30 protein-coding genes are annotated in these 22,676 nt (G+C 39.6%); 26 read left to right on the forward strand and 4 right to left on the reverse strand.

Features of this window, described 5'->3' with window-relative positions; all coding sequences use genetic code 11:
• Window position 1 precedes the first annotated feature (1 nt).
• Together AC1EKL_RS05040 and trxA are read left to right on the forward strand one after the other, a co-directional pair.
• Window positions 2–2,377 (forward strand): endonuclease MutS2, encoded by a 2,376-nt coding sequence (locus AC1EKL_RS05040; RefSeq protein ID WP_480190025.1) that lies wholly within the window; start codon window positions 2–4, stop codon window positions 2,375–2,377.
• Window positions 2,378–2,453: 76 nt separating this feature from the next.
• The gene (gene trxA / locus AC1EKL_RS05045) at window positions 2,454–2,768 is read left to right on the forward strand and encodes a thioredoxin (protein WP_006916832.1); all 315 of its coding nucleotides are present in this window, start codon (window positions 2,454–2,456) and stop codon (window positions 2,766–2,768) included.
• 67 nt (window positions 2,769–2,835) lie between these two features.
• Here the strand turns inward: trxA and AC1EKL_RS05050 are convergent, their stop codons facing one another.
• Window positions 2,836–3,336 carry a DUF2507 domain-containing protein gene (locus tag AC1EKL_RS05050; RefSeq protein ID WP_480188714.1) on the reverse strand — a complete coding sequence of 167 codons (501 nt, stop codon included), beginning with the start codon at window positions 3,334–3,336 and terminating at the stop codon, window positions 2,836–2,838.
• A 151-nt stretch (window positions 3,337–3,487) separates the two neighbouring features.
• Between AC1EKL_RS05050 and murI the strand changes: the two genes are divergently transcribed.
• From murI to AC1EKL_RS05065, 3 genes are read left to right on the forward strand one after another with little or no spacing between them, the layout of a single operon-like run.
• Window positions 3,488–4,291 carry a glutamate racemase gene (murI, locus tag AC1EKL_RS05055; protein WP_480188715.1) on the forward strand — a complete coding sequence of 268 codons (804 nt, stop codon included), beginning with the start codon at window positions 3,488–3,490 and terminating at the stop codon, window positions 4,289–4,291.
• A gap of 2 nt (window positions 4,292–4,293) precedes the next feature.
• Window positions 4,294–4,887 carry an XTP/dITP diphosphatase gene (locus AC1EKL_RS05060; RefSeq protein WP_480188749.1) on the forward strand — a complete coding sequence of 198 codons (594 nt, stop codon included), beginning with the start codon at window positions 4,294–4,296 and terminating at the stop codon, window positions 4,885–4,887.
• A complete protein-coding gene (locus AC1EKL_RS05065) occupies window positions 4,887–5,408 on the forward strand; it encodes a YfcE family phosphodiesterase (RefSeq protein ID WP_480188716.1) in 522 nt (173 codons plus the stop codon). The genes AC1EKL_RS05060 and AC1EKL_RS05065 overlap by 1 nt, the downstream gene beginning before the upstream one ends.
• Window positions 5,409–5,511: 103 nt before the next feature.
• On the opposite strand, the gene AC1EKL_RS05070 is transcribed toward AC1EKL_RS05065, so the two are convergent.
• Together AC1EKL_RS05070 and AC1EKL_RS05075 are read right to left on the reverse strand one after the other, a co-directional pair.
• A complete protein-coding gene (locus AC1EKL_RS05070; protein WP_480188717.1) occupies window positions 5,512–6,315 on the reverse strand; it encodes an HAD-IIB family hydrolase in 804 nt (267 codons plus the stop codon).
• Between the two features lie 12 nt (window positions 6,316–6,327).
• The gene (locus AC1EKL_RS05075; RefSeq protein WP_480188718.1) at window positions 6,328–7,170 is read right to left on the reverse strand and encodes a mechanosensitive ion channel family protein; all 843 of its coding nucleotides are present in this window, start codon (window positions 7,168–7,170) and stop codon (window positions 6,328–6,330) included.
• A 151-nt stretch (window positions 7,171–7,321) separates the two neighbouring features.
• Between AC1EKL_RS05075 and AC1EKL_RS05080 the strand changes: the two genes are divergently transcribed.
• The 21 genes from AC1EKL_RS05080 to AC1EKL_RS05180 all read left to right on the forward strand — a co-directional run bounded on the left by AC1EKL_RS05080 (window position 7,322) and on the right by AC1EKL_RS05180 (window position 21,577).
• On the forward strand, window positions 7,322–7,726 hold the full coding sequence (locus AC1EKL_RS05080; RefSeq protein ID WP_480188719.1) for a DUF948 domain-containing protein: 405 nt from the start codon (window positions 7,322–7,324) through the stop codon (window positions 7,724–7,726).
• Between the two features lie 17 nt (window positions 7,727–7,743).
• Window positions 7,744–8,121, forward strand: a complete 378-nt coding sequence (locus tag AC1EKL_RS05085; protein WP_480188720.1) for a hypothetical protein — start codon at window positions 7,744–7,746, stop codon at window positions 8,119–8,121.
• A 225-nt stretch (window positions 8,122–8,346) separates the two neighbouring features.
• The gene (gene ccpA, locus AC1EKL_RS05090; protein WP_480190227.1) at window positions 8,347–9,372 is read left to right on the forward strand and encodes a catabolite control protein A; all 1,026 of its coding nucleotides are present in this window, start codon (window positions 8,347–8,349) and stop codon (window positions 9,370–9,372) included.
• Between the two features lie 10 nt (window positions 9,373–9,382).
• On the forward strand, window positions 9,383–10,198 hold the full coding sequence (locus tag AC1EKL_RS05095) for a hypothetical protein (protein WP_480188722.1): 816 nt from the start codon (window positions 9,383–9,385) through the stop codon (window positions 10,196–10,198).
• Between the two features lie 67 nt (window positions 10,199–10,265).
• Window positions 10,266–11,006, forward strand: a complete 741-nt coding sequence (locus tag AC1EKL_RS05100; RefSeq protein ID WP_480188723.1) for a YebC/PmpR family DNA-binding transcriptional regulator — start codon at window positions 10,266–10,268, stop codon at window positions 11,004–11,006.
• 501 nt (window positions 11,007–11,507) lie between these two features.
• Complete coding sequence (gene ltrA, locus AC1EKL_RS05105) at window positions 11,508–12,890, forward strand: group II intron reverse transcriptase/maturase (RefSeq protein ID WP_480188724.1); 1,383 nt, start codon at window positions 11,508–11,510, stop codon at window positions 12,888–12,890.
• Between the two features lie 132 nt (window positions 12,891–13,022).
• Complete coding sequence (comGA, locus tag AC1EKL_RS05110; RefSeq protein WP_480190026.1) at window positions 13,023–13,826, forward strand: competence type IV pilus ATPase ComGA; 804 nt, start codon at window positions 13,023–13,025, stop codon at window positions 13,824–13,826.
• Complete coding sequence (locus AC1EKL_RS05115) at window positions 13,811–13,999, forward strand: hypothetical protein (RefSeq protein WP_480188726.1); 189 nt, start codon at window positions 13,811–13,813, stop codon at window positions 13,997–13,999. Before comGA ends, AC1EKL_RS05115 begins: the two co-directional genes overlap by 16 nt.
• A gap of 40 nt (window positions 14,000–14,039) precedes the next feature.
• A complete protein-coding gene (locus AC1EKL_RS05120; RefSeq protein ID WP_480188727.1) occupies window positions 14,040–14,984 on the forward strand; it encodes a type II secretion system F family protein in 945 nt (314 codons plus the stop codon).
• Window positions 14,981–15,283, forward strand: coding sequence for a competence type IV pilus major pilin ComGC (gene comGC, locus AC1EKL_RS05125; RefSeq protein WP_480188728.1), 303 nt, complete (start codon window positions 14,981–14,983; stop codon window positions 15,281–15,283). The genes AC1EKL_RS05120 and comGC overlap by 4 nt, the downstream gene beginning before the upstream one ends.
• A complete protein-coding gene (locus tag AC1EKL_RS05130) occupies window positions 15,280–15,504 on the forward strand; it encodes a hypothetical protein (protein ID WP_480188729.1) in 225 nt (74 codons plus the stop codon). Before comGC ends, AC1EKL_RS05130 begins: the two co-directional genes overlap by 4 nt.
• Before the next feature lie 67 nt (window positions 15,505–15,571).
• Window positions 15,572–15,706 (forward strand): hypothetical protein, encoded by a 135-nt coding sequence (locus AC1EKL_RS05135; RefSeq protein ID WP_480190228.1) that lies wholly within the window; start codon window positions 15,572–15,574, stop codon window positions 15,704–15,706.
• Complete coding sequence (locus AC1EKL_RS05140; protein ID WP_480188730.1) at window positions 15,678–15,944, forward strand: hypothetical protein; 267 nt, start codon at window positions 15,678–15,680, stop codon at window positions 15,942–15,944. The genes AC1EKL_RS05135 and AC1EKL_RS05140 overlap by 29 nt, the downstream gene beginning before the upstream one ends.
• Window positions 15,938–16,372 carry a prepilin-type N-terminal cleavage/methylation domain-containing protein gene (locus tag AC1EKL_RS05145; protein WP_480190229.1) on the forward strand — a complete coding sequence of 145 codons (435 nt, stop codon included), beginning with the start codon at window positions 15,938–15,940 and terminating at the stop codon, window positions 16,370–16,372. Before AC1EKL_RS05140 ends, AC1EKL_RS05145 begins: the two co-directional genes overlap by 7 nt.
• On the forward strand, window positions 16,341–16,616 hold the full coding sequence (locus AC1EKL_RS05150) for a hypothetical protein (RefSeq protein ID WP_480188732.1): 276 nt from the start codon (window positions 16,341–16,343) through the stop codon (window positions 16,614–16,616). Before AC1EKL_RS05145 ends, AC1EKL_RS05150 begins: the two co-directional genes overlap by 32 nt.
• Window positions 16,617–16,693: 77 nt before the next feature.
• Window positions 16,694–17,704 (forward strand): class I SAM-dependent methyltransferase, encoded by a 1,011-nt coding sequence (locus tag AC1EKL_RS05155; RefSeq protein WP_480188733.1) that lies wholly within the window; start codon window positions 16,694–16,696, stop codon window positions 17,702–17,704.
• Between the two features lie 12 nt (window positions 17,705–17,716).
• Entirely contained in the window at window positions 17,717–18,916 is a 1,200-nt protein-coding gene (locus AC1EKL_RS05160) for an acetate kinase (RefSeq protein ID WP_480188734.1), read from the forward strand.
• Between the two features lie 81 nt (window positions 18,917–18,997).
• Window positions 18,998–19,612: a metallophosphatase gene (locus tag AC1EKL_RS05165; RefSeq protein ID WP_480188735.1), complete on the forward strand. Its 615-nt coding sequence runs from the start codon at window positions 18,998–19,000 to the stop codon at window positions 19,610–19,612.
• A gap of 12 nt (window positions 19,613–19,624) precedes the next feature.
• Window positions 19,625–20,167 (forward strand): YutD family protein, encoded by a 543-nt coding sequence (locus AC1EKL_RS05170; protein WP_480190027.1) that lies wholly within the window; start codon window positions 19,625–19,627, stop codon window positions 20,165–20,167.
• Between the two features lie 2 nt (window positions 20,168–20,169).
• Window positions 20,170–20,946, forward strand: coding sequence for a TIGR01457 family HAD-type hydrolase (locus tag AC1EKL_RS05175; protein ID WP_480188737.1), 777 nt, complete (start codon window positions 20,170–20,172; stop codon window positions 20,944–20,946).
• Window positions 20,927–21,577, forward strand: a complete 651-nt coding sequence (locus AC1EKL_RS05180) for a TIGR01906 family membrane protein (protein ID WP_480188750.1) — start codon at window positions 20,927–20,929, stop codon at window positions 21,575–21,577. The genes AC1EKL_RS05175 and AC1EKL_RS05180 overlap by 20 nt, the downstream gene beginning before the upstream one ends.
• Here the strand turns inward: AC1EKL_RS05180 and AC1EKL_RS05185 are convergent.
• Window positions 21,548–22,204, reverse strand: coding sequence for a VTT domain-containing protein (locus tag AC1EKL_RS05185; protein ID WP_480188738.1), 657 nt, complete (start codon window positions 22,202–22,204; stop codon window positions 21,548–21,550). The two genes, AC1EKL_RS05180 and AC1EKL_RS05185, sit on opposite strands and share 30 nt — an antisense overlap.
• Window positions 22,205–22,676: the final 472 nt, after the last annotated feature.

The raw sequence follows: 22,676 nt of genomic DNA on the forward strand, positions 1-22,676 counted from the left end.
TATGAATAACAAAATTTTAGAAATATTAGAATATCGACGATTAAAACACATGGCGGTACCATTTTTGGCGAGTGCAGCTGGACAAGAAGAACTCGAACAGCTGGTCCCTCAAACTGATTTGAAGACGGTTCAAACTATGATTGAGGAAACTACAGATGCAGCGGATATTAATCGAATTGTGGGACCAATTCCAGTGCCCGCATTAGCGAATATTCGTCCCCAATTGAAACGGCTGCGGGTTCAGGCCAGCCTCAACGGAACAGAATTGGCACAAATTGCTAAAGTATTACAGACGACTTTAGCGATGAATAATTTCTTTGACCGTTTGCGTGATGACCAGATTGATCTACGACAGCTCTATCAAGTGGTTGAACAGTTAGTAACCATCCCAGATGTAACGAAACGCCTCCTAAAATCAGTTGATGAAGATGGTCGTGTGAAGGATGAAGCTTCGAGTAAGCTGCATGGCTTACGTCAATTAATAGCAGCAACGGAGACAGAGATTCGGCAAGCATTGGAAAAGTATACCCGGGGACGAGAAGCTAAATACTTGAGTGACACGATTATTACTATGCGGAATGATCGCTATGTGATTCCAGTTGAGGCCCATTATCGGAGTAGGTTTGGCGGAGTTGTTCATGACCAAAGTGCAAGTGGACAAACGCTCTATATTGAACCGCAGAACGTGGTTGAAATTAATAATCGACTGCGACAAGCACAAATTGAAGAACGCCAAGAGGTTCGACGGGTACTGGCTGAGTTATCTGCGTTAATTGCGCCTTACCGAAAAGAGATTGCTAATAATGAGCGCCTGTTAGGTCATCTTGATTTTGTAAATGCTAAGGCCCGGTTAGCTACGAAAATGCACGCAACACTGCCCGTTATCAATGCCGATGGATTAATTAATCTACGTCAAGCACGGCACCCGTTAATTGATCCACAACGGGTCGTGGCTAATGATATCCAATTAGGAGAACAATACCGAACGATTGTCATTACGGGACCGAACACTGGTGGTAAAACCATTACCTTAAAAACATTAGGGTTAATTCAGCTAATGGGTCAATCTGGCTTTTTCATTCCGGCAAATGAGGGTAGTCAAATCACAATCTTTGATAATGTGTTTGCGGATATTGGTGATGAGCAATCGCTGGAGCAAAATCTTTCCACCTTTTCTGGCCACATGGAAAATGTCAAAAGAATATTAGAACAGATCACGGAGCGGTCACTAGTTCTACTGGATGAATTAGGAGCGGGTACTGACCCGAAAGAAGGGGCCGCATTGGCGATGGCGATCCTTAACCAAATCCAACAGGTGGGGAGTGAAGTCGTGATTACGACCCACTATCCTGAATTAAAGGTGTATGGATTTGAACGTCCGCAGACCATTAATGCTAGCATGGAGTTTGACGTGGATACATTTCAGCCCACCTATCGGCTAATGCTGGGGGTTCCAGGGCAATCGAATGGGATCGCAATTGCGCAACGACTGGGATTAGCATCCACGGTGATTAATTATGCGCAGTCGCTAGTTAAAGATGATAGTCAAGAACTGAACGCGATGATCGGTGAGTTAGTTGAGCAACGCAAACAGTCACGTGAAAATCAGAAACGGTTAGCCAAATTGGTTGCGGAGAATCAACAAAAAGCGGCCGATTTAGAACAAAAATTGAATCGGTTCAATGAACAGCGGGATGATCTTTATGAAAAAGCGCGGATGCATGCAAACCACCAGGTCGCGGATGCTAAACGGAAGGCTGATCGGATCATTCACCACTTGCGTCAAATGGAAGTCCAGCGGGGAACCCAAATTAAGGAAAATGAATTAATTGATGCGCAGGGACAATTAAATGCTTTGCATCGTGATCCGCGTTTGAAACGGAATAAAGTTTTACAACGAGCTAAGCAGAAACATAACTTAAAGATTGGTGATGCTGTTAAAGTAAAATCGTATGGGCAAATTGGCACTTTAATCGCAAAACGTGGTAAGCATCAATGGGAGGTTCAACTGGGAATCCTCAAAATGGCAATTGATGAACACGATCTGGAAAAGGTATCTTCAAAGGCTCTTGCCCAAGCAGAGAAGGAACAAGTTGTAAAGCCAAAACGAGTTCGGACAGTTCAAACTCGGCGGACATCCGCACGGTTAGACTTACGTGGCCAACGATACGAACCAGCAATGGCAAATTTGTCTAGCTTTATTGATCATGCGTTGTTGAATAACTTACCAAGCGTCACGATTATTCATGGTAAGGGAACGGGAGCAATTCGCAAAGGAACTCAAGAATATCTACGGAGTAATCCGCGAGTAAAGTCTTTTGAATATGCCTCACCTTCAAATGGAGGGGATGGTGCTACAATTGTTTACTTTGAATAAGTAAGTATTTTTAATTGTTTTTACAATTTCTTCTGGTAAAATAGAGATAACAATTCGATTTAAGGAGGAATTAAAAATGGCAGTTAACGTAACAACGGATCAAAGTTTTGAACAAGATACTGCAAAAGGCCTGGTCTTGATTGATTTTTGGGCAACCTGGTGTGGTCCATGTCGCATGCAATCACCAGTGGTTGAAAATTTATCAGAAACAATGGCAGATCAAGTTAGTTTCTTTAAGTTAGATGTTGATCAAAACCCAGATACCGCCAAGAAATTTCAGATCATGAGTATTCCGACGCTGATGATCAAAAAAGATGGTGAAGTCGTGGATAAGGTAATTGGTTACCACTCGAAGGAACAACTGCAAAAGGTGCTTGAGCAATACATGTAGTCATCATGCTCCAGGATACAATAACGGCTCAGAGTTCTTGATATTGAACTCTGAGCCGTTATTTTTATTATTTGTCTTGACCATCCTTTGGATGCTTGAGCTGAATAAACGAAGCGATTTCAGTTTCCTCTTGATCACTTAATTTTTGCGGATCATTTTGGGCAAAAATACGGACTTCCTTATGCTTAATGCTTTCAATTTCTGCTTCAGTAATAGTGCCCAGTTGGAATTCTAGTTCTTGAGCAATAAAGCCGGCTTCTAAAGTAAACGAGGTTTTTTCTTTGTCAATTGCTAAGCGTTCAGTTACTTCAGGACCACTTAATTTAAAGGTATGCTGGAGTGGGGAATCCTTAATTAACTGTAAACTACCAAAACCCAGTTGGTGAGTAAGTAAAACTAGGTCGTCAATTGAAGCGACGGGGAATTCACGGGCCAAATCTTTTCCAATCCAGTAAAGAATCCCATCCGTTTCCTTGCCTAATAGGGCAGGTAAAATCACATCACACATGGTGGCAGTTACAAACCCACGCCGACTACCTATTAATTGATCATAACGTTTTTGAGTCATTCTAAACGTAATCCTTCCATTTCAAATCATTTATCATTATAACTAATTCATAAACAAAAGTGCACAGAATTAGTAATTCTTTTTAAATAACGATATAATGAAATTGAATATGTCATTTAATCTAATTTGTATAATTTAAGGAGGCACTACAATGGATAATCGACCAATTGGTGTTATGGATTCTGGACTCGGTGGTTTATCGGTCATCCGTATTGTTCGGGAACAATTACCAAACGAATCAATCGTTTTTGTTGGTGATCAAGGTCATTTCCCTTATGGGGTACGGACACAAGAAAATGTATGTCAACTGGCATTAAATATTGGTAGGTATTTAATGACCCATGATATTAAGATGATGATCATTGCATGTAATACAGCGACTGCGGCGTCATTACCAACTTTACAAAAAGAATTACCAATTCCTGTAATTGGTGTGATTAAGCCAGGGGCAGAAGCTGCCTTAGCGCAGCCTAAACATGCTCGGATTGGGGTAACTGCGACTGAAGGAACGATTAAGGCCGGTGCCTACCCGAAGACAATTCATGAATTAAATCCAGATGTCACGGTCATTCCAAAAGCCGCTCAACCGATGGTAAGTGTGGTTGAACACAATGAAGTTGGTACTCCTAAAGCACAAGAAGTTGTCAATGAGCAGCTGGCGATCTTTAAGAAACAACCGGTGGACGTTCTGGTGCTGGGGTGCACGCACTTCCCATTCCTGGCAAAGGAAATTAGCAATCTACTGCCGGATGTGAAATTAGTTGATCCCGCATTAGAAACGGTTAAAACTGCTAAGCAAATGTTAACGGATGCTGATCAATTAACTAGCAGTGATCAACCAGGAACGATGAAGCTATATAGTACGGGGGATTTCCAGGAATTACAAACCGGTGCTGAAAAGTGGCTCCCTGGAGATCATTTTACATGTGAGCATGTTGATATTCCGGGAGATTAATGATGAAGACAATTGTAATTGCAACGAAAAATTTGGGCAAAGCGCGTGAGTATGCTGAAATGTTAGAACCAGTTGGTATTCAAATCAAAACGCTAGCTGATTTTCCAGAATTTCCAATTAATGAAAATGGGCAGACTTTCGAGCAGAATGCTTTCATCAAGGCCCAAACGGCGGTTAAAAATTTGGGATTACCAGTATTAGCTGATGATTCTGGATTAATGGTTGATTATTTACAGGGTGCACCGGGAGTTCATTCGGCACGATATGCCGGTGATCATAATGATCAGGCTAATAATCAAAAATTATTGCGTGAGTTAGCCGGTGTGGATGATTTGTATCGAACGGCGCATTTTCATACCACGATTGTGGGGCTAAAACCGAATAGAGCTAAACTGGTTGCCCACGGGCGAGTGGATGGTCATATTTTACGTAATCCGCAGGGTGAGAATGGTTTTGGATATGATCCACTGTTTTATGTTGACGAACTGGGTTGTGCAATGGCCACGTTGACTGACGAACAGAAGAATGCGGTTAGTCATCGGGGACGGGCATTAGCTACATTTATGAAGAATTTTAATGATTGGTGGCTACAGTAATGAAGGTTTTATTTGTAAGTGATAATCATGGTGATGAAGAAATTCTTCAGGAGATTGTAACTCAGTTTGCTGGCCAGGTTGACGGTATTTTCCACTGTGGTGATTCGAATTTAGCACCATCAACGCCCGTCATGAAAAATTATGCAACGGTGATTGGTAATACTGATTGGGGATTTGATTATCCGTCAATAATTACTCGGCAAATCGATGATCAAGTTGTGACAGTCACGCATGGTCATCTCTATCAAGTTAATACGACCCTAACACCATTGCTACTGCTCGCTCAGGAAACTAATGCCGACATTGTTGCATATGGGCATACGCATCAATTAGCTGTAACTGAGCGTGATCAGCGACTATTTATAAATCCGGGAAGCATTAGTTTTCCACGTGGTGAATATGTTGGAATCGGTGGAACCTTTGCCATTGTTGAAGCCACAGATGAAGACTTTCATGTTCAGTATTACGATCGTCATTTACAACCGGTGCCAAAATTAAAATTTACGTTTAAACGTGGTTAATATCAAAACCGCCTCATCATTCAGACTGTCAAATGATGAGGCGGTTTATTTTATTGGGCAACTTGGCGCGGTAGCTTCATGTCAAGAATATTCATGATGGTTGCTAAACACCATCATCATTATTTGAAACAGCAGTCGTGTGAGCGGCTTGTAATTTAATGTGGTCAGCAGCGTTAGCCATTGCAAAGCTGTTTTTGGTCATTGATAACATGCCGAGATCATTTTCGTTATCACCAAAGGTCACAATTTCGTTCGGATCTTTGATGCCGTAAATGGTTTGTAAAGGTTGGATGGCGTTCCGTTTAGTTGCCAAGGCGTTGCCGATTAATTCACAGTTATAACCGGAATTTTCCATTAGTAAGTTGGCTGGTAGATGATTGTCTAATTTGGCGTGAATGTCGTCCAAGTTTAAAGAATGGGAAAAGCAAATCGTAATTTTAGTGAAGATTTCATCTGGGAATGTTTGAAAAACGTTTAATAATGATGGAACCCGGGTAATTTTTTCGTAGTAAATTTTCATTCGGTTAAAGTCATCATTACTCATGGAAGCATCAACGTAAGAACCATGAACTCCGGAAACAACTAGTTGATCAATGTAGTCAGTTAAAGAAGTACGATGCAGAACAAACAAAAGACTATTTAAATCATGCGGGGTGAGGGGGATGTAGTCAATTAGACGGTTGCCCACATGGGTGACAGACCCATTTTGTGAAATAAATCCTAGATGGTCCTTGAATTCATAAAAGTCGCGCCGCAGTCGTGGATAACTTGAACCACTGGCTAAGACAAATTTAATTCCCCGTGCTCGCATCAAGGCGAAAGCATAGGCAAATAAGTTATGGTTATAAGAATGATGGTCATTTAAAAAGGTTCCATCCATATCCGTAACGATCATTTTCACGGTCATGGTATTCATCTCCTATTCAGCTAGATGAATGCCTCCCCGAGCAAGTGCTTTCAGGTAGGCACTCAATAATTTTGCGGTAATTTTGGCTTGATTGTTGGTTGGCATATTTACGGCAACGCGGAAAACTACTTTACCATTAACGTCGACTGGTCCAATAATTTCTGGCGCTGCCACTAGCTCGGCTTGCTCGGTTTGCATCATTTCTTGATTCTCCTTTGTTATGATTTGTTTGACTTTTTCTAAATCCGCATCCACTGGAATATTTAAGTCAATGTTGACCAGGTGGGCATGGCGGGAATAGTTCTTAATAATATTGATAGAACGGTTGGGAATAAAATTAAGAGTTCCGTCAGGGCTCAACAACTTTGTTGTACGTAAACCAATTGCGGTTACGGTACCCTTAATTTGATTGATCTCAACTAGGTCACCAACATCCAATTGTTCTTCTAATAAGATGAAGAAACCATTCACAACATCACTAACGAAGCCCTGAGCACCTAAACCAAGGGCAATACTAAAAATCCCTGCCCCAGCAATTAAGGTCCCCACTGGAACGCCAATAATTGATAGGACCGCATATAAGTAACAAAAGTAAGTTGTATAGCGGAAAATATTCAAAGATAGCGCTCGAAAAGTGGCAGCACGTTTAAAGCCACCGAGGATTTCAATTCGATTAGTTTGTTTAAAAATGGAGTTAATGATCCACTTACCCACCCATAAAATAATTGCAAAGACAACCGTGGCAAACACTAATGTACTGAACTTATGAATAATATTGTCACCAATGTGAAACCAATTAATGTCAGTAATCGTTTTTTGAAAGTGTTTGGAATAGGTTGTGAGTTGTGAATTCATTAAATTAAGTCATCCTCATCAAATGATTTTGTCACTTTTTGAAAAGTGTTTGTATTGCTAGTATCATATCAGAAAATGCGAAAAAAGCAATGGTTTGCCCGAATTTTGTATTCGTGATATTCTTTGAACAAGGAAAGTAAGGAGGAGCAAAATGACAGTTGGACAAACAGCTGCTTTAATTGCAGCAATTGCATTCTTAATTTTAGTAATCTGGATTGGCTGGTTCCTAACTAAGGTAGTCAAGAATTTAGCTAATCTTGCCAATAACGTTAATGATCTAACTAATGAACTCGATAATGTTCTAACTAATACGAATGAATTATTGACAGATGTTAATGATAAAGCAGAAATGCTGACCCCTGCAGTTCAAGCAATTGCTGACGTGGGCCAAAGTGTTTCTGATGTGAATGATGCTTCCCGCAATTTGATTGAGAAGATTAATACACGCCGGAATCAGCGGAGTACCGTTTCTAAAGTAGTATCAAACCTTAGTCAAGCAGCAGCATTAGGTTTGTTTCATCGTTTTAAAAATCGTCGTCAGCAAAGGAATAATTAATCAAGGAGGACTTTGAAATGGGTAAAAAATTTCTGACTGGGATTGCTTTTGGTAGTCTCGCAGGGCTGGCAGCTTGGGCTTCGTTAGATGATCAACAACAAAAGCGGATTAAGGCCAAAGTTTCTGACAGTGTTTATACAGCAATGGATGTAGTAACTGACTATACCTTAAATGCATTAGATATTGCTGATGCAATGCTTCACGATTATGGTGAAGGAGCAGTTGATAAAATGAGTAATCTTAAGGATGCAGTTAATGACCAAAAGGATAGATTTACTAATCATTTCGTTAGTGATGATTTTGATGAACAAACAGCCGATATTCGTGAGGCGTTAAAAAATTCTCATAAGGATGACAATGACGATATTATTATCGATGAAACAAGTCAAAAGTAGAAGTTGAGAATAAAGTACGACTTTTCTAACGGGTTGCAGAGCTTGGCTTTACCAGGCACTGCAGCCCGTTTGGTTTCATGATATTTACATTGAAACCGGGCTTAAAAAGCATGAATCACAATCTTTGGTGATAAAGTTTGAACTTTAGTAGTTTTTTTGGTATATTCTTCTGTAATGAAAAAAGATATGAAAACAAGTCATATCAAAGAAGAAAGGGCTTATATTATGGAAAAACAAACAATTACCATTTATACAGTGGCAAATGAAGCACATGTTTCAATGGCAACCGTTTCGCGAGTTGTCAACGGTAATCCAAATGTTAAACCAGACACCCGGAAGAAGGTTCTAGAAGTAATTAAGAAGCTTAATTACCGGCCAAATGCAGTGGCACGTGGTTTAGCTAGCAAAAAGACTACGACAGTGGGAGTTGTCATTCCAGATATTACTAATGATTACTTTGCAGAATTGGCACTAGGAATTGATGATATTGCCACGATGTATAAGTACAATATGATATTGACGAATTCTGACGCGGATGATAAAAAAGCCATTCAAGTAGTCCGGAGCATGTTTGCCAAACAGGTTGATGGAATTATCTTTATGGGTCACGATATTAGTAATGAATTACGTGAAGAATTTGAAAATTCAACAGTGCCAGTCGTAGTCGCTGGGTCAGTTACTAACGATGAAGAACTCCCGGCAGTGCGAATTGATTATCAGAAAGCTACCGAGGAAGCTGTTACTCGGTTATTAAAGAATAACCAGAAGGTGGCATTGGTAGTTGGTAGTAAGTCAAGTACTATTAATGCTCAGCAACGAATTCCAGGTTATCAAGCAGCCCTGAAGGCAGCCGGACAAAAGTATGATGAAAGCCTTGTGTTCGAGGCTCATGATTCATATGATGAAGGGTACGCATTAGCTGAAAAAGTGATTAAATCTGGTGTTACGGCAGTGTTCTCTAGTGATGATGGAATTGCGGCTGGTTTGTTAAATGGATTAAATGATCGGGGAGTAGCAGTTCCTGATGATTTCGAAATTATTACTGGTAATGATACTAAATTGGCAACGGTAACCCGACCAATGATGACTAGTGTGACGTTGCCTCTTTATGATATTGGGGCAGTTTCAATGCGCCTGTTAACTAAGTTAATGTCGGAAGACAAAGAAACGGCAGAAGCCGACGCTGAACAAGATGAAAATAGCAATGTAATTTTGCAGCATGGTTTCGTCGATCGTCAGTCAACTAAGTAAGGTGATTCGTGTGCCGTCTCGTAAACAACTTCGTGAACTTAATCAAGGTTCGTCGGTTCAAAATAAACATCATTGGGGAACCCGGTTATTAGGAATTTGTGCAGTAATTGTGCTCCTATTTTGCTCATTTGCACAGACCACGGTTTTGAGTGAACGATTCATGGTTAAGGAACTAACAAATTCTGGTTTAGCACGGGAAGTCCGAAATGATGTGAATGCAAGTTTGGCGAGTTATGGTATTCAAGGGGATGTAATTACGACTTCCCAAACGAATCAGCTGTTAAAACAAGCCATCCACCAAATATATCAGGGCAAGCCACTTCAACTGGATACTAGTGATGTGGCGAATGCGGTTCAGGACAGTGCAGGGAATACTTTAGCAAAATACGGAGTGTCGTTTTCGTTAATTGGTGATGTACCAACTTCATCAATTAATACTCAAGTGTCGACAGTTATTAATAATCGCCTCAACACTTCGGATGTCAAAAAATTAGAAAATGGTATCCATGTGGCGCGAGTTGGATCAGTTATTGGCTTGGTTGTTAGCATTATAGTTTTATTGTTGATTGTTATTCGGGATGTCTTTTCCAAAGCGATTATAGCAGACTTTCGATGGATAACACTTCTAAGCGGAATTTTGAGTGCGTTTGGTTTAAGTTTAATTAAGCCGGAAAGGTATGCTAGTGATTATGCTTCATTTTCTGAAGTGATTAATGAGATTGGGCATGCTATTTTAAAAGTGGGCTGGCAAATGATAATGGTCGATCTTGGATTGGCAATCTTTCTTTTTATTATTGCTTTTGTTTTCAACCGGCGAAAAGCTTGAATTATACCACTTCATTTGGTAAAATTTTAATGTTTACGTATCATAAATAGAAAAGAGGAGTTAGTTCATGTCAGGACATTCAAAATGGCATAACATTCAAGGACGGAAGAACGCCCAAGATGCTAAGCGTGGTAAAATCTTTCAAAAAATTTCTCGTGACTTATACCAAGCCGCTAAAGCAGGTGACCCTGATCCCGACAACAACCCTCAATTACGTCTGGTGATGGATAAGGCACGGGCTGCAAACATGCCTAAGCAAAACATCCAACGGGCCATCGATAAGGCGACTGGTGCTGGTGGCGCTAACTTTGAGGAAACCACTTATGAAGGATACGGCCCAGGTGGGGTTGCTGTAATGGTCTTCTGCCTTACGGACAATAAGAACCGGACAGCAGCGGCAGTTCGTTCTGCATTTACTCACTCAGGTGGTTCACTTGGGGCGAGTGGCTCGGTTTCATACATGTTTAACCGTCAAGGATTAATTGAAATTCTTCGTGAGGGGTTAGACATGAGCGAAGATGATATGTTAATGGATGCTTTAGATGCTGGAGCTGACGATATGAATGCTTCGGATGAAAAATTCCAAATCTTCACTGACCCAAGTTCAATGACTAGTGTTCGTGATGCTTTACAGGAAAAGGGTTACGATTTAGATACTGCTGAAGTTACAATGATTCCAGAAAACAAGACTGAAGTGCCAAGTGACAAAGTTGGTCAATACCGTCATTTGATTGAGGAATTACAAAACAATGATGATGTGGCTGATATTTACGAAGCTGGATTCATTGCGGAAGACGAAGAAGATTAGTTTAATTTAAAAATCACAAAAGTCTGTCAAACTTTTATTAGTTTGGCAGACTTTTTTAAGTGCGCCCGGCATGGGTATTAGCTAGGCGGTGAAAGTCCGCTATGGGCCGTAGTAGTTGGAACCATGAGCCGAGGACAAGGGTGTCCACTGTGAGGTGGAATCTGAAGGAAGTCTAAGGCAAAGTACTGCACTGATGAACAAGAAGTAGCTATAAGGCTGAGAGTAACTGGATAAGACTGCTTAACAAGGTGAAGTCCAATACTACTCGAAGTTACTTTCAGTAAAGCTAACGGTGACATGGTACTAAAGTTAATATTCTTACCCGGGGAGGTCTGGCTTACACGTTTCCGACAAGAGGAATAACTTAATTTCCACAGAAACAAGCGATGCAGTGATGTAGCGTTGAGTAGGTCAGAAGTCAGCCGAGGTCATAGTAGTCTGTTTAAGCAGATGAAGGACTGAACGACAATAACCCATAACTTATATCGGAGGTGTAATCAGGTGCGACAATCGCAGAAAACAGAACAACAAGCTGACCGCTTGTCGAGGATAGGTTTGGAAAAACGAAAGTACACAAGGGCGCGTAGTACCGATTATGGTGAAGGTAAAGGTATGAGTGTCACTATCCAAGACTTAGTCTTGGACCGCAATAACCTTAATCAGGCTTATTTGCGAGTTAAGAGAAATAAAGGAGCAGCGGGCATTGATGGCATGACTATCTCTGACCTTCTGCGGTACCTTAGAGAAAACAAGGCGGAATTAATCACCAGTCTGCGTGATGGTAGTTACAAGCCGGCACCAGTTAAACGAGTGGAAATTCCGAAACCCAACGGTGGAGTAAGAAAACTTGGGATACCAACGGTGGTGGACCGCATGGTCCAACAAGCAGTGGCCCAGGTTCTCACACCCATATTTGAGCGTGTTTTCTCCGATAATAGTTTTGGCTTTCGCCCTCATCGGGGAGCCCAAGACGCAATCGAAAGGGTAGTTGATCTGTATAATCAGGGTTACAGACGAGTAGTCGACTTAGACCTAAAGGCCTATTTTGACAACGTCAACCATGATTTAATGATTAAATACCTCCAACAATATATTGATGACCCATGGACATTAAGACTTATTCGAAAATTTCTAACGAGTGGAGTCTTAGACCATGGGCTTTTCGCTAGAAACGACAAAGGCACTCCGCAAGGAGGACCATTATCACCATTACTGGCGACCATCTATTTAAATGAGTTGGACAAAGAATTGACCAAACGTGGTCATCACTTTGTGCGCTATGCGGATGACTGTAACATCTATGTTCAAAGTCAACGGGCTGGAGAACGAGTAATGCGAAGTATTACTAAGTTTCTGGAAAAGCGATTGAAGGTAAAAGTAAACCCAGATAAGACTAAAGTTGGTAGCCCGTTACGATTGAAGTTTCTTGGTTTTTCACTAGGCGTAGACCGTAACGGTGCCTATGCTCGACCAGCCAAACAATCGCAAAAGCGAGTTAAGCAAGTACTAAAGCTACTAACAAAGCGTAACCGGGGAATATCTCTTAAGCAAATGTTTGAGGAAATTCACCGCAAAATGCGCGGGTGGCTTCAGTACTACTCAATTTGGAAACTAACCGGCTTTATTCAACGTCTTGACCAATGGCTGAGGGCGCGAATAAGGCAATATATCTGGAAGCAATGGAAGAAGTTCAAAACTAAGGTTACTAACTTACAAAAGCTAGGTCTGTCGTACCGTGATGCGTATATCTTCGCTAGTACCTGTAAGGGCTATTGGCGAACTGCACACAGTAAGACTTTAAGCTATTCTCTAACTAATAGAAAACTGGAGCATCTTGGACTAATAAATATGTCCAAGACGCTCCAGTCAATTCAAAGTGATTAAATTGTCGAACCGCCGTATACGGAACCGTACGTACGGTGGTGTGAGAGGTCGGTAATTGAACTAATCAATTACCTTCTACTCGATTTTTTTGGAACCTTTTTGCCGTCTTTAAATATTGAGGAGGTAAAAAAGATGATACCACAGAAATATGTTCAACGGTTATTTAATGCGGCTTGTCAAAAATCGTTTGCCGATATTTATTTATTATGGTCGGGAAAGCAGTATCGAATTATGGGTCACAACAATAACCGTGTTGTTTTAATTGGTCACTTGAATACGGCTGATGGTCAACGGCTGATGACTTACCTAAAATACCAAGCCAATATGGCAGTTAGTGAACATCGCCGACCCCAGAGTGGTGCTTGGCGTTGGCAGTATCGAAATCAGACAATTAATATTCGGTTATCAACAGTTGGTGACTTCCGTGGCTATGAATCCATGGTATTGCGGTTTATCTATCCATTGCAAAGCTTATCCTATCAAATGTTGGAACCAGAACAGTGGGGGAAATTAAAGCAAATGACTGCTCAAGCTGGCTTGGTCCTTTTTGCGGGACCGATGGGATCAGGAAAGACTACGACCATGTATAGATTAGTCCGTGAGCAGTATTCTCAAGCCGTTGTTTTGACGATTGAAGACCCAGTAGAGGTTGTTGAGGAGAACTTTATTCAGCTACAAGTTAATTCAATTGCAGGGATGGGATACCAGGAATTATTGCGTTTAGCACTTCGTCACCATCCGCAAGTTTTAATTATTGGTGAAATTCGAGATCCGACAACAGCTAAAACAGCGATTGAAGCAGCCTTAAGTGGCCATGTCGTATTAGCAACAATCCATGCGCAAAGTGCTGGCGGAGTTATCGCACGACTAGAGCAGTTAGGAATTGAAAAATATTATGTCCAACAAGCGGTGCATGGGGCATGTTACCAAGCTTAGTACCGTTAATAAGGCGGGATGATCAAGGAATTATTTTTGATTTGCAGACTTTTGATAAATTACAAGAGAATCAGGAAGGAAAAATTGGTGATGAATGGAAAGCAATCTTACAGGCAGCTTTTGACGAGGGTAAAATTACTAAAAAAACCTGTCAGAACTTTTGGCAAGGATAGTTGGAGTCACACTCAGCAGCAGCGTTGGTTTGAAGTGTTAATGGAGTTATTAAACACTGGATTTTCTTTGCGTGAAGCAATTGAATTTTCGCTAATTTTGTATCCACAATGGTCTAGTGTGTTACAGCCCATTGAACAGTCATTAGCAAGTGGTCATTCTTTTGCAAAAGCTGTTGCAAGCTTTGTATCCACTGACACTTATTACTTATTTTTGTTGGCGGAACAACATGGTCAGATGACGAAAACGATTGAGCATTACTGCCATTATTTAACGATGCGAAATGACCAAGTGAAAAAATTGTGTCATCTTTTAGAATATCCGTTGATATTGTTGGCCATGTTGGTGGCGATAATTGTAATGTTGACGATATTTGTATTTCCGCAATTAAATCAATTCCATCAGTCAACTTCCTATGAGTTGTGGAATATTTTAGCGCTAAGTTTTGCAAGCCTTGGAGGTGTCATAATATCAATTTCGGTAATTGGATATTGGCGTTATTGTCATAGTAATCGACTTCAACAAGTTCACCAACAATGTCATTTACCAATAATTGGGACATTGGTCCGTGATTATTATGGCTACTATATTTGTAGTAACCTAGCGTTGTTCTTGGATGAAGGAATCTCAACCCAGGGAATTATTCAAACTTGTCACCAATTTCGTCATGATTCACTTCTTTATCAACTCAGTGATCAATTAAAAGAAATTACTAGCCGTGGTGAATCAATTACACGGTTGGTCAGTCAAATTGACTTTATTCCCGATCAACTATCATTACTGATTAAACAAGCATTATCAAATCAACAGTTAAGTCAACGGGTCAATGCGCTGGCTGACCAATTATTCAACCGGCTAATGCGGAAATGTGAACGCCGTTTAACATTTGTGCAGCCGCTAATCTACCTTATAATTGCGTTCGTGATTGTGATGCTTTATTTACGAGTAATGTTACCAATTTATCAAAATTTGCAGGTGGTCCAATGAAAAAACGTCGTCAAGGATTTACGCTTTTAGAAATGTCGATTGTCTTATTTATTATTAGTTTACTGATTTTAATTATGATTCCAAATTTAACGAAACAGCGTCAAAATGCCTCGAAAATTCATCAACGGGCAATGGTGAACGTCGTTCAAACCCAGGTTGATTTATACATCAATGAGACTGGGCAAACACCAACGAACCTTCAGCAGCTATATCAAAAGCACTATCTGACCATTACGCAAGTAAAAGCTGCTAACCAGAATCGCTTAAAAATTAAAGGTGGTCAGGTGATAAAGGATTGAAAAGGTTTGGTTTCACCTTTGGAGAGATGGTGATTGTGTTAGGAATCGTTAGTATGATTCTACTATTTACGGTGAGATTAGCAGGGAATGGTATTTGTCAATGGCAACACCATCGTTTCTGGCGTGAATTGCGTCAGGAATGGCAATTTAGTCAAAGCACGGCATTAGTCAATCACCAACCAACTACGATTAATTATGATCCAATGAATCGCGAATACTAGCAATAATCATGAACGAACAATTCAGGTACCAGAAGAGTTACGTGTTCAATCAGCACCAGCTCGAACAATGAAAGCAAATGGATATATTCAACCAGGAACTTGGCGATTCGTTGATCAGTTAGACCAACAGCAAATACTGATGCGTATTCAAATGGCGGGAGGGGGATATCGTCTTGAGAAGAAACGGCTTTTTGATCGGTGAACATTTATTAGCATTGGGCGTTTTAATTACTGGGGTAACATTTTTTATCATCACTGCGCACTCGATGCTGGTTTCGAATCGTCGGTTGGAAGAACGGTTAGTGGCGGCACGGCTTTGTAAAGAATATTTATATACAGGAAATGTTAGTTATCAATCAGACTATCAATTGAGACAAAAAAATGGCAGTATTATCGTATCGAAGGGCCAACAGAACATTCTGGAGATTAAAAAGTGTTAAAGAGGAAAGGTTTCACCATTTTAGAATGCATCGTGAGTCTATTAGTATTGGTAATGATTAGTGGTCTAATTCAGTTTGTAATACCAGTGGCTAGTAAGATCAATACACATTCATGGAAAGATGCAACAGACTGGTATTTATTTTTGCAGCGGTTAGAGGATCCTGCCTACAAATTCCGCTTAGTAAAAGTGATGAGTAATTGCCTAGAATTGAACAGTATGGTTAATGGGGAAAATTATTTTTTACTAGGGGGCAAGAAGGCGGTTTATCTAAAAACAATGCAGGGTGGTTATATGCCGCTTTTAGTGAATTATCAACCGTATAGTCTTGCTTTCTATGAAAGCGGATCGAATAGTGTAATGGTGATTTGTAGATTAGATAATGGGGAAGAGAAGAATGCGAAAATTAGTTTTCAACAGGAATGGTAGTGCATTATTAATGTCAATGGTGGTTTTAGGAATTCTTTGTGGTATGATGACTGGTTGCCAACATTATTTGAAACGTCAGCGGATGATTAATATGAAACTAACGAATCAATTAATTGCGGAGAGCATGGTTAAACTGTCAACGAAGCAAGATAGCCAGTTTAACTATGGATGGACGACCAAAATTTCACAAAGTAAATGGCTGGTGACGATGAAAAATGGCGAGAAGATTAAAGTTATTATTTGAGCCAACTTGAATTTCTTTCTAGTAATAGGTAAACTTAAGATTGTGAATTTATCCATAGAAAGGAGCGGCGGTTTGGAATGCAAAGGACACCTGAGCAGTTATTTGAACAATTTGATCACGCTACGGAGTTAATTCAGTCTGATTTAGATTGTTCGTATTTAGATGCCTATTTGGAAAATGCAGAGAATGTCATTGACGGCGGTAAAGTTCGGGTCGAAGATGGGTTGCCAAAACCAACAACGGTTAAGAAATTGGAAACCATTTATAATGAATTAGATCTGCCTCATCAGTCATCGGAAACGGTCCGGCGCCTTCTCCAGCTTAGTTTATTAAAGGTTATTCAAAAGGATACAATTCAACCAAATTATCAGATGACGCCTGATACAATTGGAATGCTGATTGCCTATTTAATCGAACAAATTGTGGGATTGGATCAACCATCCACAATTTTAGATCCAGTTGTGGGAACCGGTAATTTATTGACGACGGTGATGAATTATCTTGCCAAGGTTAGTAAACAACCGGTTCAAGGATATGGAATTGATAATGATGAATCAATGCTCGCGGCAGCCAGTGTTAGCAGTGAACTGCAACGTTTGCCGATCCAATTAATCCATCAAGACGCAATTTCTAATTTAGATATCCCACAGGTAGATTTGGCAGTTGCTGATTTGCCAATTGGTTATTACCCGTTAGATGATAATACGAAGAATTATCAAACTAAAGCGGTGTCTGGTCATTCGTATGTTCATCATCTTTTGATTGAACAAACGATGAACTATTTAGTGCCGGGTGGGTTTGCATTCTTTGTAGTGCCGAGTGATCTATTTAAGACTAAGGAATCTGAGAATTTCGTAAAATGGATTCATTCAGTAGCATTTTTGCAAGGATTTATTAACCTCCCAACAGACATGTTTAGGAATGCCAAAGCACAAAAATCTATTTTAATTTTACAAAATCATGGTAGTGGTGCACACCAAGCTAAACAAGTTTTATTGGGAACATTCCCGTCAATTAAGGATCAACGTGCTTTTCGTAGTTTTATGACGGAAATAAATCAATGGGTTAAGACTAGTTTGAACAGATAAGGAGATAGTAAGATGTCAAAAACAATTGCAGTTAACGCTGGTAGCTCAACAGTTAAGTTTAAGTTTTTTGATATGCCAAGCGAAAATGTTGTGGCAGAAGGATTGATTGAACGAATTGGGATGGATAAAGGTCATGCCAAAATTAAGTTTGGTGATGGTCAAGTTAATGAAGATGAGCGGAAATTTGCTGATCATGGAGAAGCAGTCCAATATTTATTAGACCAATTAATTTCTCTGAAGATTGTTCAAACGTATGATGAAATTACGGCAGTTGGCCATCGAATTGTGGCTGGTGGTGAATTCTTTAAAGATTCAGCAGTGATTGATGATGACGTTATGAAGAAAATTGACGAATTATCCGAATATGCTCCACTGCATAACCCTGCGGAATTGGAAGGAATTAAGGCTTTTAAGAAGGTCTTACCGGATGCCTTTGCAGTTGCGGTATTTGATACTTCATTCCACTCAGATATGCCAAAAATGAATGCACTATATAGTGTTCCTTATGAATGGTACGAAAAGTATGGTGCTCGTCGCTACGGTGCCCATGGTACTAGTCACCGGTATGTTGCCCAACGAGCAGCAGAAATGTTGGGCAAGCCATTAGATGAATTGAAGTTAATCACTTGTCACTTAGGTGCTGGGGCTTCAATCACGGCAATTAAAAATGGAAAATCGTTTGATACTTCAATGGGCTTTTCTCCACTAGCAGGGATTACCATGGCAACCCGTTCTGGAGATGTTGATCCATCCTTGGTTAACTTTATGGAGCATAAGCTGAACATTGATAGTGACGAAATGATCGATATTCTCAACCATAAGTCTGGACTATTGGGAATTTCAGGGGTTTCTAGTGATATGCGTGATGTTCAAGCGGCAGCAGATAAAGGAAATCAACGGGCTCAGTTAGCGCTGGATATTCACGAAAATACTGTTGTTAAGTACATTGGTTCATACTTAGCAGAATTGAATGGTGCGGATGCAATCGTCTTTACTGCCGGCGTAGGTGAAAATGATAAGGAATTCCGCCAGACCATTGCGGATCGTCTTTCATTCTTTGGAGTTGGTGTTGATCCAAAGAAGAATGATGTTCGCGGAGTTGAACGTGATATTTCGAGTGATGACGCTAAAATTAAGGTTCTTCTGATCCCAACTAACGAAGAATTAATGATTGTTAAGGATATTGAACGGCTGCGAAAAGCAGCTAAATAACTGATGATAAACGGGGCTGAGATCGACTCAGCCCCGTTATCGTTTACTAAAACTAACGTCAAAATAAGGAATGTGGTTAAAATGATGTATGTTGTGTCGGATACGCATTTTTTCGATGAACATTTATTAGGCATCGATAATTTTGCTCCGCGACCATTTAATTCAGTTAATGAGATGAATACGACCATTATTAATAATTGGAACTCCCGAGTTACAGATAATGATGTTTTTTATCATTTGGGAGATATTGCAGTTAACTATACAAAACCACCACGTGTAGGTGATCAGCAAGTGCTGTCTGTTTTACGAGAACTCAATGGTCGGTTAGTGTTAATTAAGGGTAATCATGACCGACGCGATCTGTTTAAGTTTTTAGCCAGTCATAATTATCAAGTTGCTGGTCATCCTAAGTTTGAATTTCATGATGTGGGTAAGCTAATTAAATATAATCATCAGCAATTGTATATGACGCATTATCCAATGATGATGGGAATTGCTCCTCAGATTTTAAATCTGCATGGGCATATTCATCATTACATGGTGCCAAGTGCGCATAACATTAATGTTGGAATAGATGCTCCTGAATTAGATCTACTCGACCATCATTTACCCTTTGGAACGCCCATCTTATTGCGTGAAGTTGATTACATTGCACAAAAAAAGGTAGAATTATTAAAGAAAAAGCAAGATAAATGAGGGGTATAAGTTGTGAATAGAGCTAAGATTCAAGATTATATTGATCAACGGGTTGCGGAGCGAAAAGGGACATTTCACGCGGCAATGGTTGATGAGCACCATTTTGTGATTAATAAGCATCCATACACGATTGTAGCTGATGAACACAGCTCGTTTGATTTAGAGAGATTTACTGACCGTTTCAGTATGATTTTGAGCAAGTATGATTATATTCTGGGTGATTGGGGTTATGACCAACTCCGGTTACGTGGTTTTTATGATTCTAAAAATCCGCTTTATCATCCCGAGCGGGGAGTTGAAACGATTCAAGACTATCTGTATGAGCAGTGTAATTTTGGGTGTGATTATTTTGTCATTCATAATGAAGAAGTTAACATCCCACGGAATGCGAAAACTAATCGACGGCATGGCCGTAATAGGCACTCACGTCCTTTTCACGAAAAGAAGGACAAGTTAACTTCACCAAACATTAGGAAGCGACATCACCAGGAAGTGCGGAGTGTTAAAAGACGAAATAAACGCCATTTTGTGATCAAAAAACGAAATGAGGGTTAGACTTGAAAAGAGATTATGCTGCATATTTTATTGATTTAGATGGAACAATGTATAAAGGGAGAGAGCGGATTCCTGCAGCTGCACGCTTTATTCGTCGTTTACAAGCTCATCAGAAGAAGATCGTTTTTGTAACGAACAATAGTACGCGGACTCCGGAGTTTGTTGCTAAAAATTTAACTCAAAATCACGACATTAATGTCACCGCAGCAAATGTTTATACCACTGCGCTGGCAACGGCTGATTATTTAGATTCAATTGCCGGTGACATGCGGAGAGTTTATATGATTGGAGAAAGTGGCTTGGCGAACGCACTTCGTCAGCACAATTTTGTATTAACTGATCAAGAGCCATATTATGTGGTTGTAGGACTCGACACAGCGGTTAACTACCAAAAATTTGAACGGGCGGTATTGGCAATTAGAAATGGTGCAAAGTTTATTGGTACCAATGCAGACAGTAATCTGCCTAATGAACGGGGGATGGTACCTGGTGCGGGGTCGCTGGTGGCCTTAGTTCAGTATGCTACTCAAAAATCACCATTAATGATTGGTAAACCAGAGAAAACGATTATGCAAATGGCATTACGACGTTTTAATTTGTCAAAAGACGAAGTAATTATGGTTGGTGATAATTATCGAACTGATATTACAGCTGGAATTAATGTTGGAATGGACACGTTACTCGTCTATACTGGTTTATCAACCAAAAAAGAAGTCAGTGAGCAAAGAATTAAGCCAACATATGAGGTCGATTCGCTTGATGAATGGAAAATGGAATGAAATAAAAAATAATCTTCTAGCAGTTATAACTGTTGCTGCTGGGATTATTACATCAATTGGAATTAGTTTTTATACCACGTTAGTATGTTCAGGAGTATTTTTAAAAATTCCGAGAAATTTTTCAGGGATAGATTCACAAGAAGTAATGGTTGATTATTATCGACTAGTGATTTTCCTAATGAGTTTTACAAAGAAGGAGTTTAAGTTTGACCAAATACCGATGTCAAAGTCGGCAATTCAACACTTTGCGGATGTCCATTACCTGACACAAGCTGGTGAATTGATAACAATGGTTTCTGGATTGTTGTTTATTGTTTTTTTCTATTATGAAAAAAAGAGGTACCAGTTGTGGCGACTGGTACCTCTTTTTGAACAAGCCTTAATTTTAATTAGTGTTTTAACGTGTTTATTTTTAGTTAGTTTTCAGGACAGTTTTTTACACTTTCATGAGATTGTTTTTCAAAACAATGATTGGGTGTTTGATCCGAAAACTGATCCGATTATATTAATTTTAACAGAGAATTACTTTATACATTATTTGTTAGTTTGGTTAGCTTTAACCTTATTCTTAATATTAGTTATTATTTGGATCACTAAGCTGCTAATCAATTTCTTCTTCAGCCGGAGCTAGTTTAGATTTAATTGCACCAACGACAGCTGGAATCAAGGTTACCACAATGATTGCAATGATGATTAGTGAGAAGTGTTCTTGAACGAAGGGAAGGTTACCAAAGAAATAACCTGCGCCACAACAGATGAAGACCCATGAGAAACAAGCAATAAGATTATATTTTATGAACCGGTGATAAGGAAAGCCAGATCCAGCAGCTGCGAACGGAGCAAATGTTCTAATGATTGGCATATAGCGGGCAAGGATAATAGCGGGAGCACCATGGCGTTCAAAGAATCTTTCAGTTTTGTGAAGACTCTTTTGGTCTATCAGTTTGTTAAACCATTTGTGTTTGGATAAGGTTTTAGAAAGACGACGACCAATGAAAAAGTTGAGAGAGTCACCGCTGATACAAGCAATTAGAAAAGTAAGAGTGAAGATTTCAATGCTGAGATGATACTGTGGATTTGCGGAGAGTGCCGCTGCAGCAAATAAAAGTGAGTCACCGGGGAGAAAAGGTAAAATTACTGCACCCGTCTCAATAAAGATCACTAGAAAAAGTAATATGTAAGACCAATTACCAAATGTATTGACGATTTGAATGATATGTGCGTCGATATGTAAAATAAAATCAATTAGGAATCCCATTATTTTCTCCTTTATATTTTAATTCGTTGTAAATTCTATCAGTACCAAATAGTAATGTGAAGAATTAGGTGATAATTTTAATAAAAGTAAATTCTTCGTAACATAGATTGCGAAAAAATAGTTATGATCCATTCATTCTTTAGATGATATTTTCATTCGTGTTTAGCGGTTTAATTTATAATCGTAGGTCAAAATTGTACAGCTTTAGAAAAAAGTTGAAAAAGTTTACGAAGTTTTGTTGACAACTAACTAGGGTCACTGGTATATTAATTATCGTTGTCACGGCGGCAATGAGTTATCGCTTCGACAACTTACCAAATTCAAATTAATGCTTGACATTAAATTGTCACTTTGGTAACATTAATAATTGCTGATACGGAAAACGTTATCAACAAGGTAGACCTTTGAAAACTGAATAAAGTTTCGACGAATCAAATGTGTAGGGTCTTTGATCGGAAGATCAAAGCAAAAA

This window comes from Limosilactobacillus sp. C0001E2 (genome assembly GCF_056590915.1).

Excerpts from the sequence above, each read along its gene's own strand:
- AC1EKL_RS05075 (WP_480188718.1), bottom strand. The coding sequence starts at position 7,170 with ATGAATTCACAACTCACAACCTATTCCAAACACTTTCAAAAAACGATT.
- AC1EKL_RS05160 (WP_480188734.1), top strand. The coding sequence starts at position 17,717 with ATGTCAAAAACAATTGCAGTTAACGCTGGTAGCTCAACAGTTAAGTTT.
- trxA (WP_006916832.1), top strand. The coding sequence starts at position 2,454 with ATGGCAGTTAACGTAACAACGGATCAAAGTTTTGAACAAGATACTGCA.
- AC1EKL_RS05155 (WP_480188733.1), top strand. The coding sequence starts at position 16,694 with ATGCAAAGGACACCTGAGCAGTTATTTGAACAATTTGATCACGCTACG.
- comGA (WP_480190026.1), top strand. The coding sequence starts at position 13,023 with ATGATACCACAGAAATATGTTCAACGGTTATTTAATGCGGCTTGTCAA.
- AC1EKL_RS05185 (WP_480188738.1), bottom strand. The coding sequence starts at position 22,204 with ATGGGATTCCTAATTGATTTTATTTTACATATCGACGCACATATCATT.
- AC1EKL_RS05165 (WP_480188735.1), top strand. The coding sequence starts at position 18,998 with ATGATGTATGTTGTGTCGGATACGCATTTTTTCGATGAACATTTATTA.
- AC1EKL_RS05085 (WP_480188720.1), top strand. The coding sequence starts at position 7,744 with ATGGGTAAAAAATTTCTGACTGGGATTGCTTTTGGTAGTCTCGCAGGG.
- AC1EKL_RS05115 (WP_480188726.1), top strand. The coding sequence starts at position 13,811 with ATGTTACCAAGCTTAGTACCGTTAATAAGGCGGGATGATCAAGGAATT.
- AC1EKL_RS05100 (WP_480188723.1), top strand. The coding sequence starts at position 10,266 with ATGTCAGGACATTCAAAATGGCATAACATTCAAGGACGGAAGAACGCC.
- AC1EKL_RS05080 (WP_480188719.1), top strand. The coding sequence starts at position 7,322 with ATGACAGTTGGACAAACAGCTGCTTTAATTGCAGCAATTGCATTCTTA.
- AC1EKL_RS05050 (WP_480188714.1), bottom strand. The coding sequence starts at position 3,336 with ATGACTCAAAAACGTTATGATCAATTAATAGGTAGTCGGCGTGGGTTT.
- AC1EKL_RS05060 (WP_480188749.1), top strand. The coding sequence starts at position 4,294 with ATGAAGACAATTGTAATTGCAACGAAAAATTTGGGCAAAGCGCGTGAG.
- comGC (WP_480188728.1), top strand. The coding sequence starts at position 14,981 with ATGAAAAAACGTCGTCAAGGATTTACGCTTTTAGAAATGTCGATTGTC.
- AC1EKL_RS05180 (WP_480188750.1), top strand. The coding sequence starts at position 20,927 with ATGAATGGAAAATGGAATGAAATAAAAAATAATCTTCTAGCAGTTATA.
- murI (WP_480188715.1), top strand. The coding sequence starts at position 3,488 with ATGGATAATCGACCAATTGGTGTTATGGATTCTGGACTCGGTGGTTTA.
- AC1EKL_RS05040 (WP_480190025.1), top strand. The coding sequence starts at position 2 with ATGAATAACAAAATTTTAGAAATATTAGAATATCGACGATTAAAACAC.
- AC1EKL_RS05065 (WP_480188716.1), top strand. The coding sequence starts at position 4,887 with ATGAAGGTTTTATTTGTAAGTGATAATCATGGTGATGAAGAAATTCTT.
- ccpA (WP_480190227.1), top strand. The coding sequence starts at position 8,347 with ATGGAAAAACAAACAATTACCATTTATACAGTGGCAAATGAAGCACAT.
- AC1EKL_RS05120 (WP_480188727.1), top strand. The coding sequence starts at position 14,040 with ATGGAGTTATTAAACACTGGATTTTCTTTGCGTGAAGCAATTGAATTT.
- AC1EKL_RS05070 (WP_480188717.1), bottom strand. The coding sequence starts at position 6,315 with ATGACCGTGAAAATGATCGTTACGGATATGGATGGAACCTTTTTAAAT.
- AC1EKL_RS05135 (WP_480190228.1), top strand. The coding sequence starts at position 15,572 with ATGAAAGCAAATGGATATATTCAACCAGGAACTTGGCGATTCGTTGAT.
- AC1EKL_RS05150 (WP_480188732.1), top strand. The coding sequence starts at position 16,341 with ATGCGAAAATTAGTTTTCAACAGGAATGGTAGTGCATTATTAATGTCA.